This is a genomic window from Noviherbaspirillum sedimenti (assembly GCF_003590835.1).
GTDB classification, from domain to species: domain Bacteria; phylum Pseudomonadota; class Gammaproteobacteria; order Burkholderiales; family Burkholderiaceae_D; genus Paucimonas; species Paucimonas sedimenti.
Genome location: NZ_QYUQ01000002.1, coordinates 2398510 through 2424006, shown reverse-complemented (window position 1 = coordinate 2424006; position 25497 = coordinate 2398510). Strand labels below are relative to the sequence as shown.

Below are 25497 nucleotides of genomic sequence, written 5' to 3'. Positions count from 1 at the left end.
TGGATTTTCGGATTTGTATTCCATCCCAGGGAGAGCAGCATGACAAAGCAAGACGACAGCACCAACATCTCGCGCCGTTCCATTTTGAAAGCCGGCGCAGTCATGACAGCGGGCGCCTTCGGCAGCCTGGCCATGGGCGGCGTGTGGGCGGCCGGTTCCGACAAGCCGGAAAAGGAAGAGGTCAAGATCGGCTTCATTCCGCTGACCGACTGCGCCTCGGTGGTGATGGCCTCTGTGCTGGGCTTCGACAAGAAGTACGGCGTCAAGATCATCCCGACCAAAGAAGCGTCCTGGGCCGGTGTGCGCGACAAGCTGGTCAATGGCGAGCTCGACATGGCGCACGTGCTGTACGGCCTGGTCTACGGCGTGCACCTGGGCGTGTCTGGTCCCAAAAAAGACATGGCGGTGCTGATGAACCTGAACCACAACGGCCAGGCCATTACGCTGTCGAAAAAGCTGGCGGACAAGGGCGCGGTCGATGGCCCCTCGTTGGCCAAGGTGATGGCCAACGAAAAGCGCGAATATACCTTCGCCCAGACTTTCCCGACCGGCACCCACGCCATGTGGCTGTATTACTGGCTGGCTTCCGCCGGCATCGATCCCTTCAAGGATGCCAAGGCGATCACCGTGCCGCCGCCGCAAATGGTCGCCAACATGCGCGTCGGTAACATGGACGGCTTCTGCGTCGGCGAACCCTGGGGCCACCGCGCCATCATGGACGGCATCGGCATCACCGCCGCCACCACCCAGGATATCTGGAAAGACCATCCGGAAAAGGTATTGGGCACCACCGCCGACTTCGTCGACAAGCATCCGAATACCGCGCGCGCAGTCATGATGGCCATTATCGAAGCCGGCAAGTGGATTGATGCCGGCCTGCAGAACAAGCTGAAGATGGCTGAAACCGTGGCGCAGAAGTCCTATGTCAACACCAGCGTCGACGCCATCAACCAGCGCATCCTGGGCCGTTACCAGAATGGCCTGGGCAAGACCTGGGACGACCCGAACCACATGAAGTTCTTCAATGATGGCCAGGTCAATTTCCCTTACCTGTCCGACGGCATGTGGTTCCTGACCCAGCACAAGCGCTGGGGCCTGATCAAGGACCATCCGGACTACCTGGCCGTGGCGAAGCAGATCAACAAGGTCGACCTGTATAAGGAAGCGGCATCGGCGATGAAAGTCAGCATCCCCAAGGATGTCATGCGCACCAGCAAGATGATCGACGGCGTGGTCTGGGACGGCAAGAACCCGGCCAAGTACGCCGACGGTTTCAAGATCAAAGCCTGATTTACATTATCTGGAGTCATCATGAGCGCAGTTATGAATACCCGAATGAACGAACCGGCAGTGCCGGTTGCCGAATCGCCGCCCGCCAGGGCGGTCAAGCCCGCCGTTGCGGAAAAAGCGCAAGCAGTCGCTGCTGCACAGGTCCAGAGCAATGGCCGGAAAATCTCGTTCAAGCCTTTCCTGCTGGCGGTGCTGCCGCCGATCCTCGGCCTGGCGTTGCTGGTCCTGATCTGGGAAATCGTTGCCGCCAAAAGCAGCGGTATCCCGACGCCGCTGGTGACGCTGAAGGCCGCGATCGTGCTGTTTTCCGATCCGTTCTACCAGAACGGCCCGAACGACCAGGGCATCGGCTGGAACATCCTGATGTCGCTGGAGCGTGTCGGCACCGGCTTCGGCCTGGCCGCACTGGTCGGCATCCCGATGGGCTTCATGATTGGTCGCTTCAAGTTTTTGTCCGGCATGTTCAACCCCATCATCAGCATTTTGAAGCCGGTGTCGCCGCTGGCCTGGCTGCCGATCGGGTTGCTGGTGTTCAAAGCTGCCAACCCGGCCTCGATCTGGGCCATCTTCATCTGCTCGATCTGGCCGATGATCATCAATACCGCCGTCGGCGTGCAGCGCGTGCCGCAGGACTACATGAACGTGGCGCGGGTGCTGAATCTGTCCGAGTGGAAGATCGTCACCAAGATCCTGTTTCCGTCCGTGCTGCCATACATGCTGACCGGCGTGCGCCTGTCGATCGGCACTGCCTGGCTGGTGATCGTTGCCGCTGAAATGCTGACCGGCGGCGTGGGGATCGGCTTCTGGGTCTGGGACGAGTGGAACAACCTGAACGTGCCGCATATCATCATCGCGATTTTCGCCATCGGCGTGGTCGGGCTGCTGCTGGAGCAGGCGCTGGTCGCCATCGCCAAGGCATTCACCTATGAAGATGTACGCAACTAAGCGTGCGCAGCTGACCCTAACTGAAAGAGGAAACCATCATGGACAAGCTGAACAACAAGTTTATCGAGATCACCCAGGCAGAAATGTCGTTCACCACCAAGAAGGGCGTGTTCCACGCACTCAAGGACATCAACCTGACAGTCAAGAAGGGCGAGTTCGTCACGCTGATCGGCCACTCCGGTTGCGGCAAGTCGACCTTGCTGAACCTGATCGCCGGGCTGCTGACGGCGACCGAAGGCGCGCTGCTGTGCGCCAACCGCGAAATCAGCGGACCATCGCCGGAGCGCGGCGTGGTGTTCCAGAACCACTCGCTCTTGCCGTGGCTAACCTGCTTTGAAAACGTCTATCTGGCGGTCGAGCGGGTGTTCGGTGCCGCCGAATCGAAGGCGCAATTGAAGGAGCGCACCCGTGCGGCGCTGGCGCTGGTCGGCCTGACCCACGCCGAGCAAAAGCGTCCGCATGAAATTTCCGGCGGCATGAAGCAGCGCGTCGGCATTGCCCGCGCACTGTCGATGGAACCCAAGGTGTTGCTGATGGACGAACCGTTCGGCGCGCTGGATGCCCTGACCCGCGCACACCTGCAGGACGAGTTGCTGAAGATCGTCGCCAAGACCGGCTCCACCGTGGTGATGGTGACCCATGATGTCGATGAGGCGGTGTTGCTGTCGGATCGTATCGTCATGATGACCAACGGGCCGGCGGCGACCATCGGCGAGATCCTGGAGGTGAACCTGGCGCGTCCGCGCGAACGCGTGGCGCTGGCGCAGGATGCGCAGTACATGGCCTACCGCACCGCGGTGCTGGAATTCCTGTATCACCGGCAGGCGCATCCGGCGATGAAGGAAGCGGCGTAGATGGATAGATCGTGCGCGATGCGCACGATCTCGCTAGCGCAACACCAGCAGATAAAGCAGCAAGAGATTCACCACAATGGATATCGCCGCAATCGCCCGCCACAACGACAGGGGATCGCGCTTGGCCAGCGGCGTGGCCACCGGTGCGGCCAATGGCCTGCTGGCGCCACGCTCCAGCGCCAGCACCAATTCCTCGGCCGTCTCGAAGCGCAGCAAGGGGTCGCGCGCCACCGCTTTGAGCAAGACATTTTCCAGCCAGAGCGGCAGATCAGGCCGGTAGCGCGAGGGCGGCACCGGCTCGCCGAAACGCGGCCGCTGGAAAGGCTCGATCTCGCCATAGGGATAGTGGCGGGTCAACATCTGGTACAGGGTCACCCCGGCGGCATACAGGTCGGTCTGGCGCGAGGGCTGCCCACCGTCGAACAGTTCCGGCGCCAGGAACGAGGGCGTGCCGGCCTGCGGCGCCCGCGCAGCGACGTCTTCTTCCAGTCCGGATTGCGCCACGCCGAAGTCCAGCACCCGTAATTCGCCATCGGCGCCCAGGTGGATATTGGCCGGCTTGATGTCGCGGTGCAGGATACTGCGGCGGTGCAGGGCGCCGATCGCCCGCGCCAGTCGTGTGCCATGGCCGATCGCGTCCGGCACGGTGAAATGCTTGCCGCTGTCGAGATGCTGCTGGATGGTCGCGCCTTCATGCCAGGTGCAAAGGTAATACAGGTAATTCTTTTGCGCGGGCGTGACGACTTGCGCAAAGAAGCGCGCCACCGCGCGCTTGGCCAGCCATTCCTCGTGCGCGAACGCCGAGCGTTCGTCAGCATCGTCGGCGCGGTCGGGATGCAGTGTCTTCAGCACCAGCGGACGTTGGCTTGCCAGGTCAATGACGCGGTAGACCAGGGTCGCCTGGGACGCGTGCAACACAGCTTCCACCCGGTAGCCGTCGATCGACTGGCCGACTTTCAGTTTTGGCGGCAGCGGCAATTGCCGTGATGCCGAGACCGCATCGCGCAGGTTTTCCTGCGGCAGCGCATCGATGCGCAGCGCCAGCGCACTCGCATTGTCGCTGGAGCCGGCCCGCAGGGCGGCGGCGACCAGTGCGGTGGCAGTCGCTTCGGCGTCAAGCTTGCCGGCGGCCAGATCGCCCAGCAGGGCGGTCATGTCGTATTCGGTTAGCGCCGACCAGACGCCATCGGTGGCCAGCAGCAGGATATCGCCCTCGCGCAGCTCACCCATGCCATGGTCGATCGCCAAACGGGAATCCAGGCCGATGGCGCGTGTCAGCACGTGCTGCATTTCCGGACGGTCCCATACATGGTCGGCGGACAGCTTTGTCAGCTTGCCTTCGCGCAGCATGTACAGCCGGCTGTCGCCGACGTGGGCAAAATAATAGAAACTGCCGCGCACGACCACGCAGGTCAGGGTGGTGGCCATGCCGGACAGTTCCGGCCGGATCGAGCCCTGCTGCTGTACCCAACTGTTGATTGCCTTCAGCACGCGCTCGAGCGCTTGCGTGACGGGCCAGGTATCGGGCGTGGCGTAATAATCGGTCAGCAGGCCGCGCACCGTATATTCGGATGCCTGGCGGCCGCCTTCGTTGCCGGAAACGCCATCGGCGATCGCAGCCAGCAAGCCCTTGGTGGAAACCTCGGGCTCGCCAGGCGTGACCATGCCGACGAAGTCCTCGTTGCGGGGACGGGTTCCAGCGTCGGTGGCATGGCCGGCGGAGATCAAAAGTGGCATATTTGTGGGACAGAGTTTAAGAGACGCCGCAGCGCGTCGAATTACTCTGTCCCCAACATTATATAGATCAGATTTTCGCCGTCGTCATCGCCGCGCTGCCCCAGGTGGTGCGCCAGCGGCCCTTCACCAGCGACAGGCCGATCAGGGCGATCACCGCCAGCGAGGCGAAAATGACCAGGCCAGCCTGATAGCTGCCGGTCAGCTGCTTCGCATATCCCAGGCTGGACGCCAGGAAAAAGCCGCCGACGCCGCCGGCCATGCCCACCAGCCCGGTCATGACGCCAATCTCTTTGCGGAAACGCTGCGGCACCAGCTGGAACACTGCGCCATTGCCGGTACCCAGCGCCAGCATTGCCATCACGAAGACCAGCACTGCCGTCATCGGCGACTGCAAGCCGACGCTGGCGATGAACAGGAAAGTCGCCGCCAGCATGTACATGATCGACAGGGTCTTGATGCCGCCGATGCGGTCGGCGATGCGGCCGCCGAGCGGGCGCACCAGCGAACCGGCGAATACACAGGCGGCGGTGAAATAGCCGGCGGTAACCGCCGACAGCCCGTACTGACCGTTGAAGTAGATCGCCAGCGACGACGCCAGGCCGGAAAAGCCGCCGAAGGTAACGCCATAGAAAAACATGAACCACCAGGCATCCTTGTCCTTCAATACATGCAGGTACTCGACCATCGATTTCGGCGGCGGCGCCGACGGCGCGTCCTTGGCAAATACCATATAGACGACGAAGGCGATGCCCAGCGGGATCAGGCACCAGCCGAAGACATTCTGCCAGCCGAACGCCAGCGCCAGGCCGGGAGCAAACAGGGCGGCAAAGGCGGTGCCGGAATTGCCGGCGCCGGCAATCCCCAGCGCCGTGCCCTGGTGTTCCGGCGGATACCAGCGCGAGGCCAGCGGCAGCGCCGCTGCGAAGGCGGCGCCAGCCACGCCCAGCAGGATGCCCAGCGTCAGGATGCTGGAATAAGTGTCCAGATTGCCAAGCCAGGCCCAGAACATGCCGGCGATGACGATGACCTGGCCGATCGCGCCTGCCGTCTTCGGTTTCAGATGGTCCACCAGCACACCCATGACAATGCGTAGCAGCGCGCCGGCCAGCAGCGGCGTGGCGACGATCATGCCTTTTTGTGCAGCCGACAGACCGAGATCTTTGGCGATCAGTATGCCAAGCGGCCCGAGGATTACCCAGACCATGAAACTCAGGTCGAAATAAAAGAATGCGGCCAGCAGTGTCGGCGTGTGACCCGCCTTCCAGAATGATGATTTTTGCATAAGTCCCCGCGGGTCCAAAAAAGTGAATGCCATGCCCTATGCAAGTGCCATGCCATCATTTTTGTGCACACATATAAGAGGCGAATTTCAAAAATGATCCGACGCGGTGCCTTGCACCAAATAGGACGGGCAAATTCACCATGAGGGGGCGTCCTTGCGTTTTTTCTGGCTTTTTCCCTGCACCGACAACTGGCATTGCTTTTGCTAGAGAGAGGGAGAGAACAACGAGGAGGGTAGTGCAATGAAGAAGCTGAAACTGGTAATGGTGGGTAACGGCATGGCCGGTGTGCGCACGCTGGAAGAGCTGATCAAGCTCGCTCCGGACGTCTATGACATCACCGTGTTCGGCGCCGAGCCGTATGCCAATTACAACCGTATCCTGCTGTCGCCGGTGCTGGCCGGCGAGCAGACCATCAAGGACATCATGCTGAATGATGTCGATTGGTATGAAGAAAACAATATCACCCTGCACCTTGGCAAAAAGATCACCAGGATCGACCGCGCCAGGCGACTGGTGATCGCCGAGGACGGCACCACGGCGGAATACGACCGCCTGCTGCTGGCCACCGGTTCCGACCCCTTCGTGCTGCCGGTGCCGGGCAAGGATCTGGAAGGCGTGATTTCCTACCGCGATATCCAGGATACCAATGCCATGATCGAGGCGGCCGCCAGACACAAGCAGGCGATCGTCATCGGCGGCGGCCTGCTCGGCCTGGAAGCTGCCAACGGCTTGAAGCTGCGCGGCATGGAAGTGTCGGTGGTGCACCTGTCGGACACCCTGATGGAGCGCCAGCTCGACATGGTCGCCGGCAAGATGCTGCAGAAATCGCTGGAAGAACGCGGCCTGAATTTCCTTCTGCAGAAAAATACCCAGGAAATCCTCGGCGACAAGGATGATGGCAAGAGCGGCCGCGTCAAGTCGGTGCGTTTCAACGACGGCACCGAAGTGCCGGCGCAGCTGGTGGTGATGGCGGTCGGCATTCGCCCCAACACGAAGCTGGCGGAATCGGCCGGGCTGCACTGCAACCGCGGCATCGTCGTCAACGACACCATGCAGACATACGATCCGCGCATCTATGCCGTCGGCGAATGCGTCAACCACCGTGGCACTGCCTACGGCCTGGTGGCGCCGCTGTTCGAGATGGCCAAGGTCTGCGCCAACCACCTGGCCAACTTCGGCATCGGCCGCTACCAGGGCTCAGTCACCTCGACCAAGCTGAAGGTCACCGGCATCGACCTGTTTTCCGCCGGCGATTTCATGGGCGGCGAAGGCACCGAGGAAATCATCCTGTCCGACCCCATCGGCGGCGTCTACAAGAAGCTGGTGCTGAAAGACGACAAGCTGGTCGGCGCCTGCCTGTATGGCGATACCGTCGACGGCACCTGGTACTTCAAGCTGCTGCGCGAAGGCAAGGATATCACCGAGATCCGCGACACCCTGATGTTCGGCGAATCCAATACCGGTCGTCCCGGCGATGTCGGCCACGAAGGTTACACCAAGGCCGCCGCCATGCCGGACGACGCCGAAGTCTGCGGCTGCAACGGCGTGTGCAAGGGCACCATCGTCAAGTCGATCAAGGAAAAAGGCCTGTTCACCCTGGAGGACGTGCGCAAGCACACCAAGGCGTCGGCGTCCTGCGGCTCCTGCACCGGCCTGGTGGAACAGATCATCATGGCGACCGCCGGCGGCGATTATTCGACCTCCGCCAAGGCCAAGCCGATGTGCGGTTGCACCGACCACACCCACCAGGAAGTGCGCGACGCCATCAAGGCCAACAAGCTCTTGACGATCCCCGACGTGATGCAGCTCATGGCATGGCGCACGCCCAACGGCTGCTCGTCCTGCCGCCCGGCGCTGAACTATTACCTGATCTCGACCTGGCCGCACGAGGCCAAGGACGATCCGCAATCGCGCTACATCAACGAGCGCTCGCATGCGAACATCCAGAAGGACGGCACCTATTCGGTGATCCCGCGCATGTGGGGCGGCGAAACCAGTGCGTCGGAACTGCGCCGCATCGCCGACGTGGTCGACAAGTTCAAGATCCCGACGGTGAAGGTCACCGGCGGCCAGCGCATCGACTTGTTGGGCGTGAAGAAGGAAGACCTGCGCGAAGTCTGGCATGACCTCGGCATGCCGTCCGGCCTGGCTTATGCCAAGGGCCTGCGCACGGTGAAGACCTGTGTCGGTTCCGAATGGTGCCGCTTCGGCACCCAGGATTCGACCCGCATGGGTCAGGAGCTCGAGCGCGAGCTGGCGCGCATGTACTCGCCGCACAAGGTCAAGCTGGCGGTTTCGGGTTGCCCGCGCAACTGCGCCGAAGCCGGCATCAAGGACGTCGGCGTGATCGGCGTCGATTCCGGCTGGGAGATTTACGTTGCCGGCAACGGCGGCATCAAGACCGAAGTCGCGCAATTCCTCGTCAAGCTCAAGACCCACGAGGAAGTCATGGAATATACTGGTGCCTTCCTGCAGCTATATCGTGAAGAGGGCTGGTACCTGGAACGCACGGTGCATTACGTCGGCCGTGTCGGGCTGGATTACGTCAAGAAGAAGGTGCTGGAAGACGAAGCCAATCGCAAGGCGCTGTACGAGCGATTGCTGTTCTCCCTGGATGGCGAGCCGGATCCCTGGCACGAGCCGGAAAAGGCGATGGTCGACACCCGCCAGTTTGCGCCCCTCAGCCTCTGATGCCGTCTGATCCACCTATCGAACAAGGAAGAAGCATGACTCAACAATGGAAACCGATCTGCCAGGTGGGCGACATCCCGGTGCTGGGCGCGCGCGTGGTGCAGCGCGCCGGCCAGACCGACGTTGCCGTGTTCCGCAACAGCGAAGACAAGGTATTCGCGCTGCTCGACAAGTGCCCGCACAAGGGCGGCCCGCTGTCACAGGGCATCGTCTTCGGCGAGAAGGTCGCCTGCCCGCTGCACAACTGGAACATCGAACTGGGTTCCGGCTGCGCCGTGGCGCCGGACGAGGGTTGCACGCCGAAGTTTGCCGTCAAGGTGGAAGACGGCAAGGTCTACCTCGACGTCAATGAACTGAACGCGCTCGGTCTGGAGGCGAAGGCTGCATGAGCGAAATCCGGCAAACCAGGGCGACCTGCTGCTATTGCGGCGTCGGCTGCGGCGTGATCATCGAATCCGACGGCCAGCAGGTGCTGGGCGTCAAGGGCGATCCCGCGCATCCGGCCAACTTCGGCCGTCTGTGCACCAAGGGCAGCACGCTGCATTTGTCGGCCAGCCCGGTGCTGCAGCAGCAGGCGCGCGCGCTCTATCCGGAAATGCGCACAGACCGCAACGCCGCGCGCACACGCACGACCTGGGATGCCAGCCTGGATGCAATGGCGCAAAAATTCGCCGACACCATTGCCCGGCATGGTCCGGACAGTGTCGGCTTCTATATTTCCGGGCAGCTGCTGACCGAGGATTACTACGTCTTCAACAAGCTCGCCAAGGGCCTGGTCGGCACCAATAACGTCGATACCAATTCGCGCCTGTGCATGTCGAGCGCGGTCGCCGGCTACAAGCAAACCCTGGGGGCGGATGCGCCGCCGGCCTGCTACGAGGATATCGACCTGGCCGATGTGGTCTTCATCGTCGGCTCCAACACGGCCTATGCGCATCCGATCCTGTACCGCCGGCTGGAAGCGGCGCGCCAGGCCAATCCGCTGATGAAGGTGATCGTCGCTGATCCGCGCAAGACCGACACTGCGCGCGAGGCTGACCTGTTCCTGCCGATTTTGCCCGGGACCGATGTCGCGCTGTTCAATGGCATGCTGCACATCTGCCTGTGGGAAGACCTGGTCGACGCCGCCTATATCGAGGCGCATACCGAAGGCTTCGCCGAACTCAAGCAAACCGTGCGCGACTACACGCCGGCCTATGCCGCCCAGGTCTGCGGCATCAGCGAGCAGGATCTCGTGGCGGCCGCGCGCCTGTTCGGCAAAGCCAAAGCCAGCCTGTCGCTGTATTGCCAGGGTTTGAACCAGTCGGCCTCCGGCACCGCCAAGAACGCCGCCCTGATCAACCTGCACCTGGCTACGGCGCAGATCGGCAAGCCTGGCGCCGGCCCCTTCTCGCTGACCGGCCAGCCCAACGCCATGGGCGGGCGCGAGGTCGGCGGCATGGCCAACCTGCTGTCGGCGCACCGCGACCTGGCCAACCCCGCACACCGCGCCGAGATCGCACAACTGTGGGGTATCGATGACGTGCCGGCCAAACCCGGCAAGACCGCGGTCGAAATGTTCGAAGCGGTGCGCGCCGGCGAGATCAAGATCCTGTGGATCGCCTGCACCAACCCGGCGCAGTCGATGCCGGACCAGAAATTGATCCGCGAAGCCTTGCGCAAGGCTGAACTGGTGATCGTGCAAGATGCCTACAAGACCACCGCCAGCGTCGACTACGCCGACATCCTTTTGCCGGCCACTACCTGGAGCGAAAAGGAAGGCACCGTCACCAATTCCGAGCGCCGCATCACGCGCCTGCAGGCCGCGCTCGACAAGCCCGGCGAGACGCTGCACGACTGGGAAATCGTGATCCGCTTTGCGCGCAAGCTGGAAGCCAGGATGGGCCGGGAACGCACGCTGTTTCCCTATGAAACTACCGAGGAAATCTGGAACGAGCACCGCGAATCGACGCGCGGACGCGACCTCGACATCACCGGCCTGAGTTTTCAAATTCTCGAGCAGCAGGGCCCGCAGCAATGGCCCTATCCGCAAGGCGCCGCCGGCGGCAAGAAACGCCTGTACGAAGACGGCGTGTTCCCCACCGCCAGCGGTCGCGCGAAATTCGTCAATACCGTCTACCAGCCAGTGGCCGAGCCGGTCGATGCGCGCTACCCCTTCCGCCTGACCACCGGGCGCCTGCGCGACCAGTGGCACGGCATGAGCCGTACCGGCACGGTGGCGCAACTGTTCGCACACCAGTCGGAGCCTACGGTGGTGATGGCGGCGCAGGACATGGAGCGCCGCTTCATCAAGGCTGGGGACCTGGTGCACGTCACCAGCAGGCGCGGCTCGCAAATTCTGACGGCGGTGGCGGGCGACGATATGCGCCCCGGCCAGGCGTTCATCGGCATGCATTGGGGTGAGGAATACGTTTCCGGGCGTGGCCACGATGGTGACGGCAGCTATGGCGTAAACGCCCTGACACTGCCAGCAATCGATCCCTATTCCAAGCAGCCCGAACTGAAGCACGCGGCGGCGAAAATCCTCAAGGCGGAATTGCCCTGGCGTTTCCTGGTATTCGGCTGGGTCGACAAATCGCAGGTGCTGGCCTTGCAGGCGGCCATGCGTCCGTACATGCGTCGCTTTGCCTATGGCTCCTGTACGCTGTTCGGGCGCGACCAGGTCGGCGTACTGTTCCGCGCGGCGGACGATTATGCCGCCGAGCCGGCGTTGCTGGCCGAGATCGAAGCGAAGTTCCAGCTGGTCGGCGCCGACGTCTTGCGCTACGACGACCGCAAGCGCGGCAATACGCGCCGCATCCTCGTCAAGGATGGCAAGCTGGCTGCGGTGGCCCTGGCCGGCGACACTTCCGCCGAACACTGGCTGAAGGAATACCTGGAGGGCGGGCAAGCGGTCGCTGCGCTCGGCCGCCTGCTGCTGATGCCTTCCAGCCAGGCGCCGCAAGGTTTCAAGTCGCGTGGCAAGATCGTTTGCAACTGCTTCAATGTTTCCGAAAGCGAGATTTGCGATACCCTGGCGGGCATGAGTATCGGTGGCGACGCCGACGCCAGGCTTGCCGGTTTGCAGAACAAGCTCAAATGCGGCACCAATTGCGGCTCTTGTGTGCCGGAATTAAAGAAGATCATTTTTGCCCAGCAATCGTCGATGAAGGCGGCGGCTTGATGGAGTAATCGGGGTAATTGATTAATGGCGTAAGGCATATCGTGATGCGCCGGACGTGCCTTCGTAGTAAGCTTCGCGCATGGATCCCTTACACCAAAACCAACCCCTCGCCGCCGCCCGCTTCATCAAGGAAATCGGCCGCGGCAAGGATGGCGCGCGCAGCCTGACGCGCGCCGATGCCGACCTGATGTATAGCGCCATGCTCGATGGCCGCGTCTCCGACCTCGAGCTGGGCGCCATCCTGCTGGCCATGCGTATCAAGGGTGAATCGGTCGACGAGCTGGCCGGTTTTCTCGACGCCGCCGAACGCTCCTTCGAGCAATTGCAGGCGCCCGCCGGCGACTATGCGCCGATCGTCATCCCCAGCTACAACGGCTCGCGCAACATGCCCAACCTGACGCCGCTGCTGGCCCTGTTGCTGGCCCGGGCCGGTGCGCCGGTGCTGGTGCATGGCGTGCTGCATGATCCGAAACGCGTGACCACCGCCGAAGTTTTTCATGAGCTCGGCCTGCCGCCGGCGGGTTCGGTGCAGGCCGCGCAAGCCGAATTCGAGCGCGGCGTGCCGGCTTTCATGCCGATCGACATGCTGGCGCCGAAGCTGGCGCACCAGTTGTCGCTGCGGCGCATCCTCGGCGTGCGCAGCTCGACCCACACGCTGGTGAAGATCATGCAACCCTTCCTCCAGCCTGCGCTGCGCTTGACGTCGTATACGCACCCGGAATACCTGGAAATGCTCAGCGCCTATTTCACCACCGCCGCGCCGCCAGAGCGTGGCGATGCCTTCCTGATGCGCGGCACCGAAGGCGAAACGGTCGCCAATGCCCGGCGCGCCCAGCAGATCGAATGGTTTCATGAAAATCAGCGCACTATTCTGGTGCAAAAGCAGGGGCCGGTCGATGAAATTCCGCCGCTACCGCCCTCAAGTGATGCACAGACGACCGCGTCATGGATCAGGGAAGCGCTGGCCGGGGCACAATCCGTGCCGGGACCCATCGCTGAACAGGTGGAACAGTGCTTGCTAGTATCGAGACAGATACGAACAAGGCAGATCCATCATGTATATTCAAACGACATCTCCGGCTAAGGTTTATCTCGTGGGCGCCGGCCCCGGCGACCCCGAACTGCTTACGCTCAAGGCCGTCAGGGCGATCGCCAGCGCCGATGTGCTGCTGGTCGACGACCTGGTCAATCCCGAGGTGCTCGGACACGCGTCGCCATCCGCGCGTGTTGTCCACGTCGGCAAGCGCGGCGGTTGCCAGTCGACGCCGCAGGAATTCATCGAGCGCCTGATGATTTCGGAGGCGCAAGCCGGCCGCGTGGTCACGCGCCTGAAGGGCGGCGATCCCTTCATTTTCGGCCGCGGTGGCGAGGAGCGCGAACATTTGCGTACCGCCGGGATCGAGGTCGAAGTTGTCAACGGTATCTCCAGCGGCCTGGCGGCGCCGGCCTCGCTGGGCATTCCGCTGACTCACCGCGACTGGAGCCAGGGGGCGATATTCATCACCGGTCATGGCAAGACAAAAGAGGCTAATCCCGACTGGGAAACCCTGGCAAAATTGACTCTGACCCTGATTATTTACATGGGGGTGGCACGCTGCCGCGAGATTCAGGCGGCGCTGCTGGCTGGCGGCAAGGCGGCGGATACGCCGGTCGCCGTGATCCAGGCTGCCACCGGCGCGGCCCAGGCGCAATTGATCACCACCCTGGGGCGCTTGCCGGAAGACCTGGCGGCGTCGCAGCTGGGCAGTCCCAGCATCATCGTCATCGGTGACGTGGTGCGTTGCGCCGATTTTCATGGCACTGCCCTGCCGGAGCAATACCGGCAAATGTAGGGCGGCTCGCGACCCGGCGTACGGTGTCGTTTACAATCATGGATTATCCCGTTCGCATAATCCATGAGCACCCAATTCGATGTTGCAGTAATCGGCGCCGGCGCTGCCGGCATGATGTGCGCCGCGGTTGCCGGCCAGCGCGGCAGGAAAGTCGTCCTGATCGACCATGCCGGCAGGCTGGCGGAAAAGATCCGCATCTCCGGCGGCGGCCGCTGCAATTTCACCAACCGCGACGCCGGCCCGCAAAATTTCCTCTCCGACAATCCCCACTTCTGCAAGAGCGCGCTGTCGCGTTATACCGCGCGCGATTTCATCGACCTGGTCAGGCGCCATCGCATTGCCTTCCATGAAAAGCACAAGGGCCAGTTGTTTTGCGACGACACTGCCGAAGACATCATCGCCATGCTCAAAGCCGAATGCGAGCAGGGCAATGTCGCCTGGCGCATGCCGTGCAAGGTGGTAGACATCGGCAAGAGTGGCGAGGCATTCCGCATCGACACCGAGGCCGGCGAAATTCTCGCAAAAAGTGTCGTGATCGCCAGTGGCGGTCTGTCCATCCCCAAAATCGGCGCCACCGATTTCGCTTACCGCATCGCCCGCCAGTTCGATCTCCGGCTGGTCGAGCCGCGTCCGGCGCTGGTGCCGCTGACCTTCGACGCCCAGGCCTGGCAAGCTTTCGTGCCGCTGGCCGGCATCGCCCTGGAAGTCGCCATCGAGACCGGCGAAAAGAAGACCCGCGGCCATTTTCTCGAAGACTTGTTGTTTACGCATCGCGGCCTGTCCGGTCCGGCGGTGTTGCAAATCTCCAGCTACTGGCAACCCGGCACGCCCCTGACAATCAACCTGGCGCCGCAGGAAGACCTGGCCGAATTGCTGCTGCAGGCCAAGGCCGGCAGCAAGAAAAATCTCGCCAACACGCTGGCGCAATGGCTGCCGGCGCGGCTGGCGGAAAGCTGGCTGCAGGTGCAGGGCATGCAAGGCGACGCGCGCCTGGCGGACTTGCCGGACAAGCCATTGCGCCAGCTCGGCGAATCGCTCAACCGCTGGAAGATTGTTCCGGCCGGCACCGAAGGCTACAAGAAAGCCGAAGTCACGCGCGGCGGCGTCGATACGCGCGAACTGTCGCAGCAGAGCATGATGGCCAGTAAAGTGCCTGGCCTGTACTTCATCGGCGAGGCGGTCGATGTCACCGGCTGGCTGGGCGGTTACAATTTCCAATGGGCATGGTCGTCTGGCGTGGCGGCGGGGCAGGCGGCATGATCGCCAAAACCAGCAAATATCTTCCCATCCCGAATTAAACCTGCTAAACTCTTTTTCTTTCCCTATTTCCCGGTTTGATTTTTACATGACCACTATTCGCCTGAAAGAAAACGAGCCGTTCGAAGTTGCCATGCGTCGCTTCAAGCGCACTATCGAAAAAACCGGTCTGCTGACCGAGTTGCGTGCGCGTGAGTTTTACGAGAAGCCGACTGCAGAGCGCAAGCGTAAGCTCGCCGCTGCCGTGAAGCGCCATTACAAGCGCATCCGCAGCCAGCAGTTGCCGAAAAAGCTGTTCTAAGTTTTCGTCCGCCGGTGTGCGGACCTGTCGCAAACCCGCTCCGGTAACGGTCCGCAGCGGGTTTTGGCGTTTTTGAACTGATCGACATTGGAGCTGGCATGAGCCTGAAAGAACAGATCACCGAAGACATGAAAGCCGCCATGCGCGCCAAGGACAGCGCCCGCCTCGGCACCATCCGTCTGCTGACCGCCGCCATGAAGCAAAAGGAAGTCGATGAGCGCGTCGAGCTCAACGATACCCTGGTGCTGGCCATCATCGAAAAGATGGTCAAGCAGCGCAAGGATTCGATCACCCAGTTCGAGGCTGGTGGTCGCCAGGACCTGGCCGATATCGAAAAGGCCGAGCTGGCCATCCTGACAGCCTACATGCCGGCCGCCCTGTCGGACGCCGAAGTGCAGGCCGAGGTCGCCGCCGCCATCGCTGCCACGGGTGCGGCAGGCCCGCAGGACATGGGCAAGGTAATGGCTATTTTGAAGCCGAAACTGGCCGGGCGCGCCGACATGACCGCGGTCTCCGCCGCGGTGAAAGCAGCGCTGGCCAAGGCCTGAGGGTGGCGGCGCAGCGCCGCTGCCCGACGCGGCAGATGCGGCAGTCCCCATGATCCCGCAATCCTTCATTCAGGACTTGCTCAACCGGGTCGACATCGTCGACGTGGTGGGCCGCTATGTCCAGTTGAAGAAGGGTGGCGCCAACTTCATGGGGCTGTGCCCCTTCCATAACGAAAAATCCCCCAGTTTTACCGTCAGCCCGTCCAAGCAGTTCTACCACTGCTTCGGCTGCGGTGCGCACGGTACCGCAATCGGCTTTTTGATTGAATATTCCGGCGTCGGCTTTGTCGATGCCGTCAAGGATCTGGCGCAGGGTGTCGGCATGGTCGTGCCGGATGCCGACGACCGCCTGCCGCCGGCCCAGCGCGCCGAGGCGCAGGCCCGCACGCTGGCGCTGTCGGAAGTCATGACGCGCGCCTGCGACCATTACCGCCAGCAGTTGCGCGGCGCTCCGAACGCCATCGCCTACCTGCAAAAACGCGGCCTCTCCGGCGAGATCGCCGCCCGTTTCGGCATGGGCTACGCCCCCGATGGCTGGGACAGCCTGCGCACGGTGTTTCCCGAATATCAAAACGACGCCCTGGTCGAAGCCGGCCTGGTGATCGACAAGAGCGAGGAGGAGGGGGGCGATGGGAAAAAGAGCGGCAAGCGCTACGACCGCTTCCGCGACCGCATCATGTTCCCTATCCGCAACACCAAAGGCCAGGTGATCGGCTTTGGCGGACGCGTGCTGGATCAGGGGGAGCCCAAATACCTCAACTCGCCGGAAACGCCGCTGTTCCAGAAGGGCAGCGAGCTGTATGGCCTGTTCGAGGCGCGCCAGGCGATCCGCGAAGCCGGTTATGTGCTGGTCACCGAAGGCTACATGGACGTGGTGGCGCTGGCCCAGCTGGGTTTTCCGCAAGCCGTCGCCACGCTCGGCACCGCCTGTACCCCGATCCATGTGCAAAAGCTCTTGCGCCAGACCGACCATGTGGTGTTCAGCTTCGACGGCGATAAGGCCGGCCGGCGCGCCGCGCGCCGCGCGCTGGACGCCTGCCTGCCCTACGCCGGCGACAATAAAACCATCCAGTTCCTGTTCCTGCCGCCCGAGCACGACCCGGACAGCTATGTGCGCGAATTCGGTGCCGCCGCTTTCGAGCAGCAGATCAAGGACGCCATGCCGCTGTCGCGTTTCCTCCTGAAGGAAGTCGCCGGCGAGCATGACCTGCGCACCGCCGAAGGCCGGGCGCGCGCGCAGTTCGATGCCAAGCCCCTGCTGCAAGCCTTGCCGGCGTCGGCGCTGCGGCTGCAGATCGTGCGCGCGCTGGCGCAGATGACGCAATCCACCCCGGCCGAGATCGAGGCGCTGTTCGAGCTGTCCAAGCCGGTCGCCCGCGCCCGCGTGGCGCCGCCGCGCAGCGGCCGGCCGGCGCCGGTCGGCCTGGAGCGGCAGATCCTGCGGCTGTTGGTCGCCCATCCGGCGCTGGGCGCCGGGCTCGACCAGGCGGCGCTCGATGTGCTGGCGCGGCTGGCGCCCGAGCGCGCCGAGATATTGCTGCAACTCGTCACCGTCAGTCGGGCGATGGGCGAACAAGCCAGTTTTGCCGCCCTGGCCGAACAATTGCGTGCGTCCGGGAGCGAATTTGACGATTTGATTGCGGAAATTGCGGCCGATCAAGAATCTGATGCCAATGCGGCGCGTCTGGAGCTTGCCGGCGCGTTGCGGCAGACTAAAATGAAACTGGTAAAGACTGAAATGGAACAGTTGGCCGCCGCCGGCCTGCAGACGGAAGAGGGGCGCCAGCGTTACCGCGAATTGATGTTGTTGCAGGATCAATTGCGCCGTGAGGCCGAAGCTGAAATCACGCAACGATAATTGGTGGTCATTCAGGCAAGTATCTTTTGTGGCTTTGGAGGAATCCTCTTGCCTGTGCTACAATTAAAAGCTTTTGATTCAAGGCCTTAGCGCACTTTATCCGCGGCATTGCTACGCATACGGGATAACGAGCAGATGCGCATTGGGTTTTCCGGCTGGAACGAGTGCATTACTTACCTGAACCGCGTAGCAAGATTAACCTCTAATTGACAGTTGATTCCATGGCGAACGCAATGAAGAAGTCCGCGACCAAGACCTCCGCGAAAACTCCGAACAAAGCCGCGAAAAAAAATACCAAGCCGAGCGCCGCCAAGAGCGCCGCCAAGCCGGCTAAAAAAGCTGCGCCCGCCAAAACCGCAGCGGTCAAGGGCAAGGATGTGAAAGCGCCGGCGAATACTATTGCAAAAGCTCCGGTCAAAACCTTGACGAAAGCTACTTCGGCCCCATCTAAGGTGGCTGCGAAGGCGGCGCCGAAAGCGGCTGCGGCCAAACCTTTATCCACGGCTGCCGCCAAGACGGCGTCCGTAACAGCGAAAGCCCCTGTGACCAAGAAATCCGAAGCGAAATCGACCGGCAAGGCCAGCAAGACTGCACCAGTGGAATCCCAGCCGACCATCCTGGTGACGTCTGCCGCGCCGGTCAGCCAGACCACCGATGCTGCCGCACTGGCGGCCATCGACACCTCCGGTTATGTCTTGCCTGGCGTGAAAGTGCCTGGCCGCCGCGGTCGCAAGCCGAAAGACTTCCAGCCGGAAAACGATGAAATCGCTGCGCTGAACGCCGTCGAACGGGCCGAACTCAAGGCCGCCGACAAGGCGCGCGCCAAAGACCGCAAGGCCAAGGAAAAGGCCTTGCTGAAAGAAGCCTTCTCGTCTGACGTGGAAGCCTCCGAGGAAGAGCTTGAGCAGCGCCGCCAGAAACTGAAAACCCTGATCAAGCTGGGCAAGGATCGTGGCTTCCTGACTTTTGCGGAAATCAACGATCACTTGCCGGAAAATATCGTTGATCCGGAAGCCATCGAAGGCATCATCGGCACCTTCAACGACATGGGCATCGCCGTCTATGAGCAGGCGCCCGATGCCGAGACCCTGTTGCTGTCGGATGCCGTCGCCAATGTCACCTCCGACGAGGATACCGACGCCGCCGCCGAAGCAGCGCTGTCCACCGTCGATTCCGACTTCGGCCGCACCACCGACCCGGTGCGCATGTACATGCGCGAGATGGGTTCGGTCGAGTTGCTGACGCGCGAAGGCGAGATCGAAATCGCCAAGCGCATCGAAGAAGGCCTGAAAGACATGATCCAGGCGATTTCCGCCTGCCCGACCACGATTGCCGAAATCCTCGCCGCCGCCGAGCGCATCGAGGGCGACGAGATGAAGGTCGATGAAATCGTCGATGGCATGGTCGACATGAATGCGGCCGACACCGTCGTCGTCGCCGCGCCGGCCGTTGAGGAAGAAGACGAGGACGAAGAGGACGAGGAAGAAGAAGAGGAAGAGGAAGAAGAAGCCGCCAGCGCAGCCGGTGGCGCAGCCGGCTTCTCGGCCGAGCAGCTCGAGCAGCTCAAGCGCGACGCCCTCGAAAAGTTTGCCAACATCTCGTCCCAGTTCGACAAGATGCGCAAGGCCTTCGAAAAGGAAGGCTACAACTCCAAGTCCTATGTCAAGGCGCAGGAAACCATTTCCAACGAATTGCTCGGCCTGCGCTTCACTGCCAAGTTCGTCGAAAAGCTGTGCGACACCCTGCGTGGCCAGGTCGATGAAGTGCGCCATATCGAAAAGCAGATCCTGGATGTGGCGGTAAACCGCTGCGGCATGCCGCGCACCCACTTCATCAAGGTCTTCCCGGGTAATGAAACCAATCTCGACTGGGTCGATGGCGAAGTCGCCGGCAATCACGCTTACAGCGCCGTCCTGGGTCGCAACGTGCCGACCGTCAAGGAATTGCAGCAAAAACTGATCGACCTGCAGTTACGCGTCGTCCTGCCGTTGCCGGACCTGCGCAACATCAACAAGAAAATGGCTGCCGGCGAAATGAAGGCCCGCAAGGCCAAGCGCGAAATGACCGAGGCCAACCTGCGCCTGGTGATTTCGATCGCCAAGAAATACACCAACCGTGGCCTGCAATTCCTCGATCTGATCCAAGAAGGCAACATCGGCTTGATGAAAGCCGTGGACAAGTTCGAATACCGTCGCGGCTACAAGTTCTCGACCTATGCGACCTGGTGGATCCGCCAGGCGATCACGCGCTCGATTGCCGACCAGGCACGCACCATCCGTATTCCGGTACACATGATCGAGACGATCAACAAGATGAACCGCATCTCGCGGCAAATCCTGCAGGAAACCGGCGCCGAGCCGGATCCGGCCACCCTGGCATTGAAGATGGAAATGCCGGAAGACAAGATCCGCAAGATCATGAAGATCGCGAAAGAGCCGATTTCGATGGAAACACCGATCGGCGATGACGACGATTCGCATCTGGGCGATTTCATCGAGGACAACAACACCCTGGCGCCGGCCGATGCCGCGCTGCATGCTTCGATGCGCGGCGTGGTCAAGGATGTGCTGGATTCGCTGACGCCGCGCGAAGCCAAGGTGCTGCGCATGCGCTTCGGCATTGAAATGTCCACCGACCATACGCTGGAAGAAGTGGGCAAGCAATTCGACGTTACCCGCGAGCGCATTCGCCAGATAGAAGCCAAGGCCTTGCGTAAATTGCGTCATCCGTCCCGCTCCGACAAGCTGAAGAGCTTCCTGGAAGGCAATTGATCGAGTAAACTCTCGTCTGGGGAAATAAAAGCTTTAAGGGCCTCTAGCTCATGCTTGGTTAGAGCAGCGGACTCATAATCCGTTGGTGCCGTGTTCGACTCACGGGAGGCCTACCAATAAAAAAAGGACTTAGGTGAAAACCTAAGTCCTTTTTTCTTATCTTGCGCGCCATCCGGTGCGAACCGCGATCCCATTGCCTGAACCTTTTCCCATCCCCAGGGGTCAGAATTTTTTTGTCGAGGCTTGGATGCGCTGGGCTTTCCAACGTGAATGGAAGGAGATTACGATGGCAGAGAAAATGAAGGCTGCGGTGGTGCATGAATTTGGTCAACCGCTTGTCATTGAAGATGTCGACATTCCTGCGGTGGGCCCAGGTCAAATCCTCGTTAAGGTGGTTGCTACAGGCGTTTGCCACACTGACGTCCATGCCGCCGACGGAGATTGGCCTGTGAAGCCGGCCCTGCCTTTCATTCCGGGACACGAAGGGGTTGGCTATGTGGCGAAAGCCGGCGCGGGAGTGAAGCTCGTAAAAGAAGGCGACCGCGTCGGCGTGCCATGGTTGCATACGGCATGCGGTCATTGCGAGCACTGCATTACGGGATGGGAGACGCTGTGCGGCGAGCAACAGATGACCGGTTACTCCGTTAACGGCGATTATGCCGAATATGTTCTTGCCGATCCGCTTTACGTCGGAAAACTTCCGGATAACCTCGATTTCGCGCCGGCGGCGCCGATTCTGTGCGCCGGGGTGACCGTCTACAAGGGACTCAAGATGCTGGAGCGCAGGCCGGGCGAATGGGTTGCAATTTCAGGTGTCGGCGGGTTGGGCCACATGGCGGTGCAGTATGCGAAGGCAATGGGCTTTCATGTGATTGCCGTCGATATCGACGACGCGAAACTGGCTCTCGCCAAGAGCATTGGCGCAGACATGACGATTAACGGTGCAACGCAAGATGCTCCTGCCGTGGTGCAATCGGCCATTGCCGGTGCTCATGGGGTATTGGTCACCGCGGTGTCGCGCTCGGCTTTCACCCAGGCGGTAGGGATGCTGCATAAACGCGGAACGATGACCTTGGTCGGATTGCCGCCGGGTAGCTTTGAACTACCGATCTTCGATGTCGTGCTCAATGCAAAGACGATCAGGGGATCGATCGTGGGCACCCGTAAAGACTTGGAAGAAGCATTGATGTTCGCCGGCGAAGGTAAAGTCAAATCCCATATTTCGATTGATCGTTTGGAGAACGTCAACGCCATTTTCAGCAAACTAAAAAGTGGCCAGGTCGAAGGACGAATTGTGATGGAAATTTAGGGAATTGATGGCAAGGGATTAGCATTGATTTCCCATTTAATCTCACCAGATGCGCCCAGGGCGAATAATTAGGCGCCAATTCCCTGGATTGAATCGGGCGCCGCGCGCAGGATTACAGTCGCCAAACGCCAGTGGCGTATAATAGGAATTCCGATTGACATACCTCCTCCCGCCCACGCCCTTCTTGGTGCCGTGTCCAACCCATGGGAGTCCCACCAGAAAACATGTCCGACAATCAGTCCGCCACCGCGCAACAAACTCCTGCCTCCGTCCGTTTCGAAGATTTCGGCTTATCGCCTGACATCCTGCGCGCGCTTACCGACCAGGGCTATGTCCATCCGACGCCGATCCAGGCGCAAGCCATCCCCATCGTCCTGCAGGGACGCGACGTCATGGGCGCGGCCCAGACCGGCACCGGTAAAACGGCCGGTTTTGCGTTGCCGATCATCCAGCTGTTGCTGGCACATGCCAGCAACAGCGCCTCGCCGGCGCGCCATCCGGTGCGCGCGCTGATCCTGACGCCGACGCGCGAACTGGCCGACCAGGTTGCCGACAACGTCAAAGCCTATTCGCATTACACATCGCTGCGCTCGACCGTGGTGTTCGGCGGCATGGACATGGCGCCGCAGACCGCCGCCCTGCGCGCCGGCGTTGAGATCGTCATCGCCACCCCGGGACGCCTGCTGGACCATGTGCAGCAAAAGACTCTGAACCTGTCGCAAACGCAAATCCTGGTGATGGACGAAGCCGACCGCATGCTCGACATGGGCTTCCTGCCGGATTTACAGCGCATCATCAACCTGCTGCCCAAGCAGCGGCAAAGCCTCATGTTTTCCGCGACCTTCTCGCCGGAGATCAAGAAGCTGGCCAACAGTTTCCTCGACAAGCCGGTGACCATCGAAGTTGCGCGCAGCAATGCCACCGCCGAGAACGTCACCCAGATCATCTACAAGGTCGCCGAGGAAGCCAAGCGCCAGGCGGTTGCCCACATCGTGCGCGAGCGCGGCCTCAAGCAGGTGATCGTGTTTTCCAACACCAAGATCGGCGCCTCGCGCGTGGCGCGCGAACTGGAAAAGCAGGGCCTCAAGGCTTCCGCCATCCATGGCGACAAGTCGCAATCCGAGCGCATGGCGGCGCTGGAAGCATTCAAGCAAGGCGAGATCGAAATTCTCGTGGCAACCGATGTTGCCGCGCGTGGCCTCGACATTGCCGAGCTGCCCTGCGTCATCAACTACGACTTGCCGTATAACGCCGAAGACTACGTCCACCGTATTGGCCGCACCGGCCGCGCCGGCGCCCTGGGCGATGCGATCTCGCTGGTGACCGACAAGGACGCCCGCCTGCTGGCCGATATCGAGAAGCTGATCAAGAAACAGCTGGCGCCGAGCGAACTGGCCGGTTTCGTTCCGCATGCCGAGCACGGCAGCGAACGCCGTCCGCGTCGCGAAGAGGCGCCGGGAAGTGAGCGGGAACGTGGCGAACGTGGCAGCAGCGAGCGTCGGCCGCGCCGTGATGAGGAGCGCACCAGTTTCAGTTCCAGCGCGAGCCCGCAGGGGCGGACCGCCGGGCGCAGTGCGTATGGACCTGCACCGCGCCGGGAAAAGATCGATCCGTGGTTCCTCAAACCCTATGAGCCGTCCCAGCCTGCGCCGGCCAATGCCGCTGAAAACAGGGGACAGCTTGCAAATGGCACTTCTTCCGGCAAGCCGCAAAAAGCCAAAGTGGCGGCACTGCTGGGCGGTCCGCCCAAGCGCTGATTTCGCTGCCTACTGGCTATCTGTGGCGTACCTTCCACGCCGCCACCGCTTGCTGCCAGAAGAGCGCCACTGACTGTGGCGCACCGACCTCCAGTCCCAGAAACCGCGCCGCCGCCATCAACTCTGCCAGCGGCACCTTCACATCGAGCGCCATCGCGCCGGTTTGCTTCGACAGCTTTTCGCCCGCAGCATTGGTGAGCACCGGCACGTGCATGTAAAGCGGCGTCGGTAATCCCAGCAATCGTTGCAGGTAAATCTGCCTCGGCGTCGAATCCAGCAGGTCGGCGCCGCGCACTACATGCGTGACACCCTGGTCGGCGTCATCCACTACCACCGCCAATTGATAGGCCCAGAAACCGTCGGCACGTTTCAGCACGAAGTCGCCGACTTCGGTAGCCAGCTGTTGCGATACCGTGCCCATCCAGCGGTCCTCGAACGTAATCACGTCCATCGCAGCGCCGGCATCCGGCACCCGCAGGCGAAACGCCCGCGCCGCCTTGCCGGCGGCCAGGCCATGACGACAGGTGCCCGGATAGACCGCCGCGCCATCGGCGGCGATGCCGATGCGTGAATCGGCGATTTCGCGGCGCGTGCAGCCGCAGGGATAGACCCACGGCGCCAGCCGTGCGAACGCCGCCGCGTACAGGGGCTTGCGCCGGCTCTGCCACACCACCTCGCCATCCCAGTGCATGCCGAAGGCCGCCAGCGTCGCCAGGATATCCTCGGCCGCGGCCGGCGAGCAGCGCGGCTCGTCGATATCCTCGATGCGTACCAGCCAGTGACCATGATGCGCGCGGGCGTCCAGAAAGCTCGCCATGGCGGCCACCAGCGAACCCCGGTGCAAGGGGCCTGTGGGGGAGGGGGCGAAACGGCCGATGTAGGTCATTTGTCGATTTTAGAGCTTCCCTTATCTTCTCGATGTGCACAGCGATTTCATCAGCGGGCTAGCCACAAGAATCGTGAGCCCACTGCGTGCTATGGATGCGTTTCCATCCGTGCGCCCGCCGGCCGACCTTTGCCCGGTGATCGAGGTTGACGGGAAAGACTATTTTCTAGATACGCCACAACTTGACGCAATCCCGGCAAATGAACTGAAGGATCATGTTCGTTCGGCCCAGGGCAACCAGTTTCAAATCATGACCGCATTGGACAAGGTCTTTGGCGGCTATTAAAAACAAGCCCATTTTGTGTGAATTTAAACGTATATTATAATGTGTATTCAATTCCCTTTGATTAGAGGTTTCCATGGATACATTGCTTACCACTAAATCTGCGTCGCTCACAGAGTTGCGCGAGCCTGGCAAAGTTTTAGCGCATGCTGGATCCACTCCTGTGGCAATTTTTAACCGTAATGCCGTTGTGGCTTATCTTGTCCCGGCCGAGGCTGTCAATATCATTCCGCACGCCAAGGCATCGGATGCCGATGTCAAAGCGGTACTTTTGCATCGTCGCAAGGTAATTGAACCGACGTTGAAGTACCTGGAAGATAAATAGGCATGATCGGTTTGACAGAGGCGCACGTCATCATGATTCATGATGACGTGATTAATTCAAACGAATTGCAGGGACTTGCGTCAGACAAGTCGCTTGCATCATGCATCGATCGGATTGATAAGCGCATCGACTATGCTTTGATTGGCGATGTCTATCATCTTGCCGCATGTTATGCCGCATTCATTGCGCAAGCACACGCATTTAACGATGCAAACAAAAGAACAGCGTTTGCTGCCATGGATATGATTCTGGCACTGAATGGCATTGAGCTGGAATATGATCCTGTCATTGCCGGCGATATGATCATTAGTATTGTTACAGGACAGGTTGACGAAAATGACCTTGCAGCCTGGCTTCGCAAGCAGTAGGGCGTAGAAGTGCTTGAACAGCACCTGCATTAATGAGCA

21 protein-coding genes, 1 tRNA gene and 1 pseudogene are annotated in these 25497 nt (G+C 61.4%); 19 read left to right on the top strand and 4 right to left on the bottom strand.

Annotation, left to right across the window (positions count from 1 at the left end; all coding sequences use genetic code 11):
- Positions 1-39 precede the first annotated feature (39 nt).
- Genes D3878_RS11240 through D3878_RS11230 form a run of 3 tightly spaced genes read left to right on the top strand, consistent with a single transcriptional unit; the run spans position 40 to position 3089 of the window.
- A complete protein-coding gene (locus D3878_RS11240; protein WP_119785539.1) occupies positions 40-1290 on the top strand; it encodes a CmpA/NrtA family ABC transporter substrate-binding protein in 1251 nt (416 codons plus the stop codon).
- A gap of 21 nt (positions 1291-1311) precedes the next feature.
- Entirely contained in the window at positions 1312-2235 is a 924-nt protein-coding gene (gene ntrB / locus D3878_RS11235; RefSeq protein ID WP_119785538.1) for a nitrate ABC transporter permease, read from the top strand.
- A gap of 38 nt (positions 2236-2273) precedes the next feature.
- Positions 2274-3089 (top strand): ABC transporter ATP-binding protein, encoded by an 816-nt coding sequence (locus tag D3878_RS11230; RefSeq protein WP_119785537.1) that lies wholly within the window; start codon positions 2274-2276, stop codon positions 3087-3089.
- Positions 3090-3122: 33 nt separating this feature from the next.
- Here D3878_RS11230 and D3878_RS11225 read toward each other — a convergent pair whose 3' ends face one another.
- Complete coding sequence (locus D3878_RS11225; protein ID WP_119785536.1) at positions 3123-4826, bottom strand: bifunctional protein-serine/threonine kinase/phosphatase; 1704 nt, start codon at positions 4824-4826, stop codon at positions 3123-3125.
- Positions 4827-4893: 67 nt separating this feature from the next.
- Positions 4894-6108: a nitrate/nitrite transporter gene (locus D3878_RS11220; protein WP_119787841.1), complete on the bottom strand. Its 1215-nt coding sequence runs from the start codon at positions 6106-6108 to the stop codon at positions 4894-4896.
- Between the two features lie 241 nt (positions 6109-6349).
- On the opposite strand from D3878_RS11220, the gene nirB reads away from it, so the two are divergent.
- From nirB to dnaG, 9 genes are all read left to right on the top strand, one after another.
- Complete coding sequence (gene nirB / locus D3878_RS11215) at positions 6350-8800, top strand: nitrite reductase large subunit NirB (protein WP_119785535.1); 2451 nt, start codon at positions 6350-6352, stop codon at positions 8798-8800.
- 35 nt (positions 8801-8835) lie between these two features.
- The gene (gene nirD / locus D3878_RS11210; RefSeq protein ID WP_119785534.1) at positions 8836-9189 is read left to right on the top strand and encodes a nitrite reductase small subunit NirD; all 354 of its coding nucleotides are present in this window, start codon (positions 8836-8838) and stop codon (positions 9187-9189) included.
- Complete coding sequence (locus D3878_RS11205; protein WP_233556314.1) at positions 9186-11963, top strand: nitrate reductase; 2778 nt, start codon at positions 9186-9188, stop codon at positions 11961-11963. Before nirD ends, D3878_RS11205 begins: the two co-directional genes overlap by 4 nt.
- Positions 11964-12042: 79 nt before the next feature.
- Positions 12043-13047, top strand: coding sequence for a DNA-binding protein YbiB (gene ybiB, locus D3878_RS11200; protein ID WP_119785533.1), 1005 nt, complete (start codon positions 12043-12045; stop codon positions 13045-13047).
- Positions 13019-13795 carry a uroporphyrinogen-III C-methyltransferase gene (gene cobA, locus D3878_RS11195; RefSeq protein WP_119785532.1) on the top strand — a complete coding sequence of 259 codons (777 nt, stop codon included), beginning with the start codon at positions 13019-13021 and terminating at the stop codon, positions 13793-13795. The genes ybiB and cobA overlap by 29 nt, the downstream gene beginning before the upstream one ends.
- A 63-nt stretch (positions 13796-13858) precedes the next feature.
- The gene (locus D3878_RS11190) at positions 13859-15055 is read left to right on the top strand and encodes a BaiN/RdsA family NAD(P)/FAD-dependent oxidoreductase (protein ID WP_119785531.1); all 1197 of its coding nucleotides are present in this window, start codon (positions 13859-13861) and stop codon (positions 15053-15055) included.
- Between the two features lie 85 nt (positions 15056-15140).
- On the top strand, positions 15141-15353 hold the full coding sequence (rpsU, locus tag D3878_RS11185; protein WP_008451879.1) for a 30S ribosomal protein S21: 213 nt from the start codon (positions 15141-15143) through the stop codon (positions 15351-15353).
- Between the two features lie 98 nt (positions 15354-15451).
- Positions 15452-15901 (top strand): GatB/YqeY domain-containing protein, encoded by a 450-nt coding sequence (locus D3878_RS11180; RefSeq protein WP_119785530.1) that lies wholly within the window; start codon positions 15452-15454, stop codon positions 15899-15901.
- Between the two features lie 49 nt (positions 15902-15950).
- The gene (dnaG, locus tag D3878_RS11175; RefSeq protein ID WP_119785529.1) at positions 15951-17759 is read left to right on the top strand and encodes a DNA primase; all 1809 of its coding nucleotides are present in this window, start codon (positions 15951-15953) and stop codon (positions 17757-17759) included.
- Positions 17760-17961: 202 nt separating this feature from the next.
- On the opposite strand, the gene D3878_RS24340 is transcribed toward dnaG, so the two are convergent.
- Positions 17962-18261 (bottom strand): hypothetical protein, encoded by a 300-nt coding sequence (locus D3878_RS24340; RefSeq protein ID WP_233556313.1) that lies wholly within the window; start codon positions 18259-18261, stop codon positions 17962-17964.
- Positions 18262-18301: 40 nt separating this feature from the next.
- On the opposite strand from D3878_RS24340, the gene rpoD reads away from it, so the two are divergent.
- The 4 genes from rpoD to D3878_RS11155 all read left to right on the top strand — a co-directional run bounded on the left by rpoD (position 18302) and on the right by D3878_RS11155 (position 23596).
- Complete coding sequence (rpoD, locus tag D3878_RS11170; RefSeq protein WP_233556312.1) at positions 18302-20530, top strand: RNA polymerase sigma factor RpoD; 2229 nt, start codon at positions 18302-18304, stop codon at positions 20528-20530.
- 37 nt (positions 20531-20567) lie between these two features.
- Positions 20568-20646, top strand: a tRNA-Ile gene (locus D3878_RS11165).
- Between the two features lie 170 nt (positions 20647-20816).
- Positions 20817-21839: an alcohol dehydrogenase AdhP gene (adhP, locus tag D3878_RS11160; RefSeq protein ID WP_119785527.1), complete on the top strand. Its 1023-nt coding sequence runs from the start codon at positions 20817-20819 to the stop codon at positions 21837-21839.
- A gap of 224 nt (positions 21840-22063) precedes the next feature.
- Positions 22064-23596 (top strand): DEAD/DEAH box helicase, encoded by a 1533-nt coding sequence (locus D3878_RS11155; protein ID WP_119785526.1) that lies wholly within the window; start codon positions 22064-22066, stop codon positions 23594-23596.
- Positions 23597-23612: 16 nt separating this feature from the next.
- Here the strand turns inward: D3878_RS11155 and gluQRS are convergent, their stop codons facing one another.
- Positions 23613-24482, bottom strand: coding sequence for a tRNA glutamyl-Q(34) synthetase GluQRS (gene gluQRS / locus D3878_RS11150; protein WP_119785525.1), 870 nt, complete (start codon positions 24480-24482; stop codon positions 23613-23615).
- Between the two features lie 28 nt (positions 24483-24510).
- On the opposite strand from gluQRS, the pseudogene D3878_RS11145 reads away from it, so the two are divergent.
- From D3878_RS11145 to D3878_RS11135, 3 genes and pseudogenes are all read left to right on the top strand, one after another.
- A pseudogene (locus tag D3878_RS11145) lies at positions 24511-24768 on the top strand (CcdB family protein); the annotation flags it as partial.
- 73 nt (positions 24769-24841) lie between these two features.
- Positions 24842-25090 (top strand): prevent-host-death family protein, encoded by a 249-nt coding sequence (locus D3878_RS11140; RefSeq protein WP_119785523.1) that lies wholly within the window; start codon positions 24842-24844, stop codon positions 25088-25090.
- 2 nt (positions 25091-25092) lie between these two features.
- Positions 25093-25458 carry a type II toxin-antitoxin system death-on-curing family toxin gene (locus tag D3878_RS11135; RefSeq protein WP_119785522.1) on the top strand — a complete coding sequence of 122 codons (366 nt, stop codon included), beginning with the start codon at positions 25093-25095 and terminating at the stop codon, positions 25456-25458.
- The last annotated feature ends 39 nt before the right edge of the window (positions 25459-25497 follow it).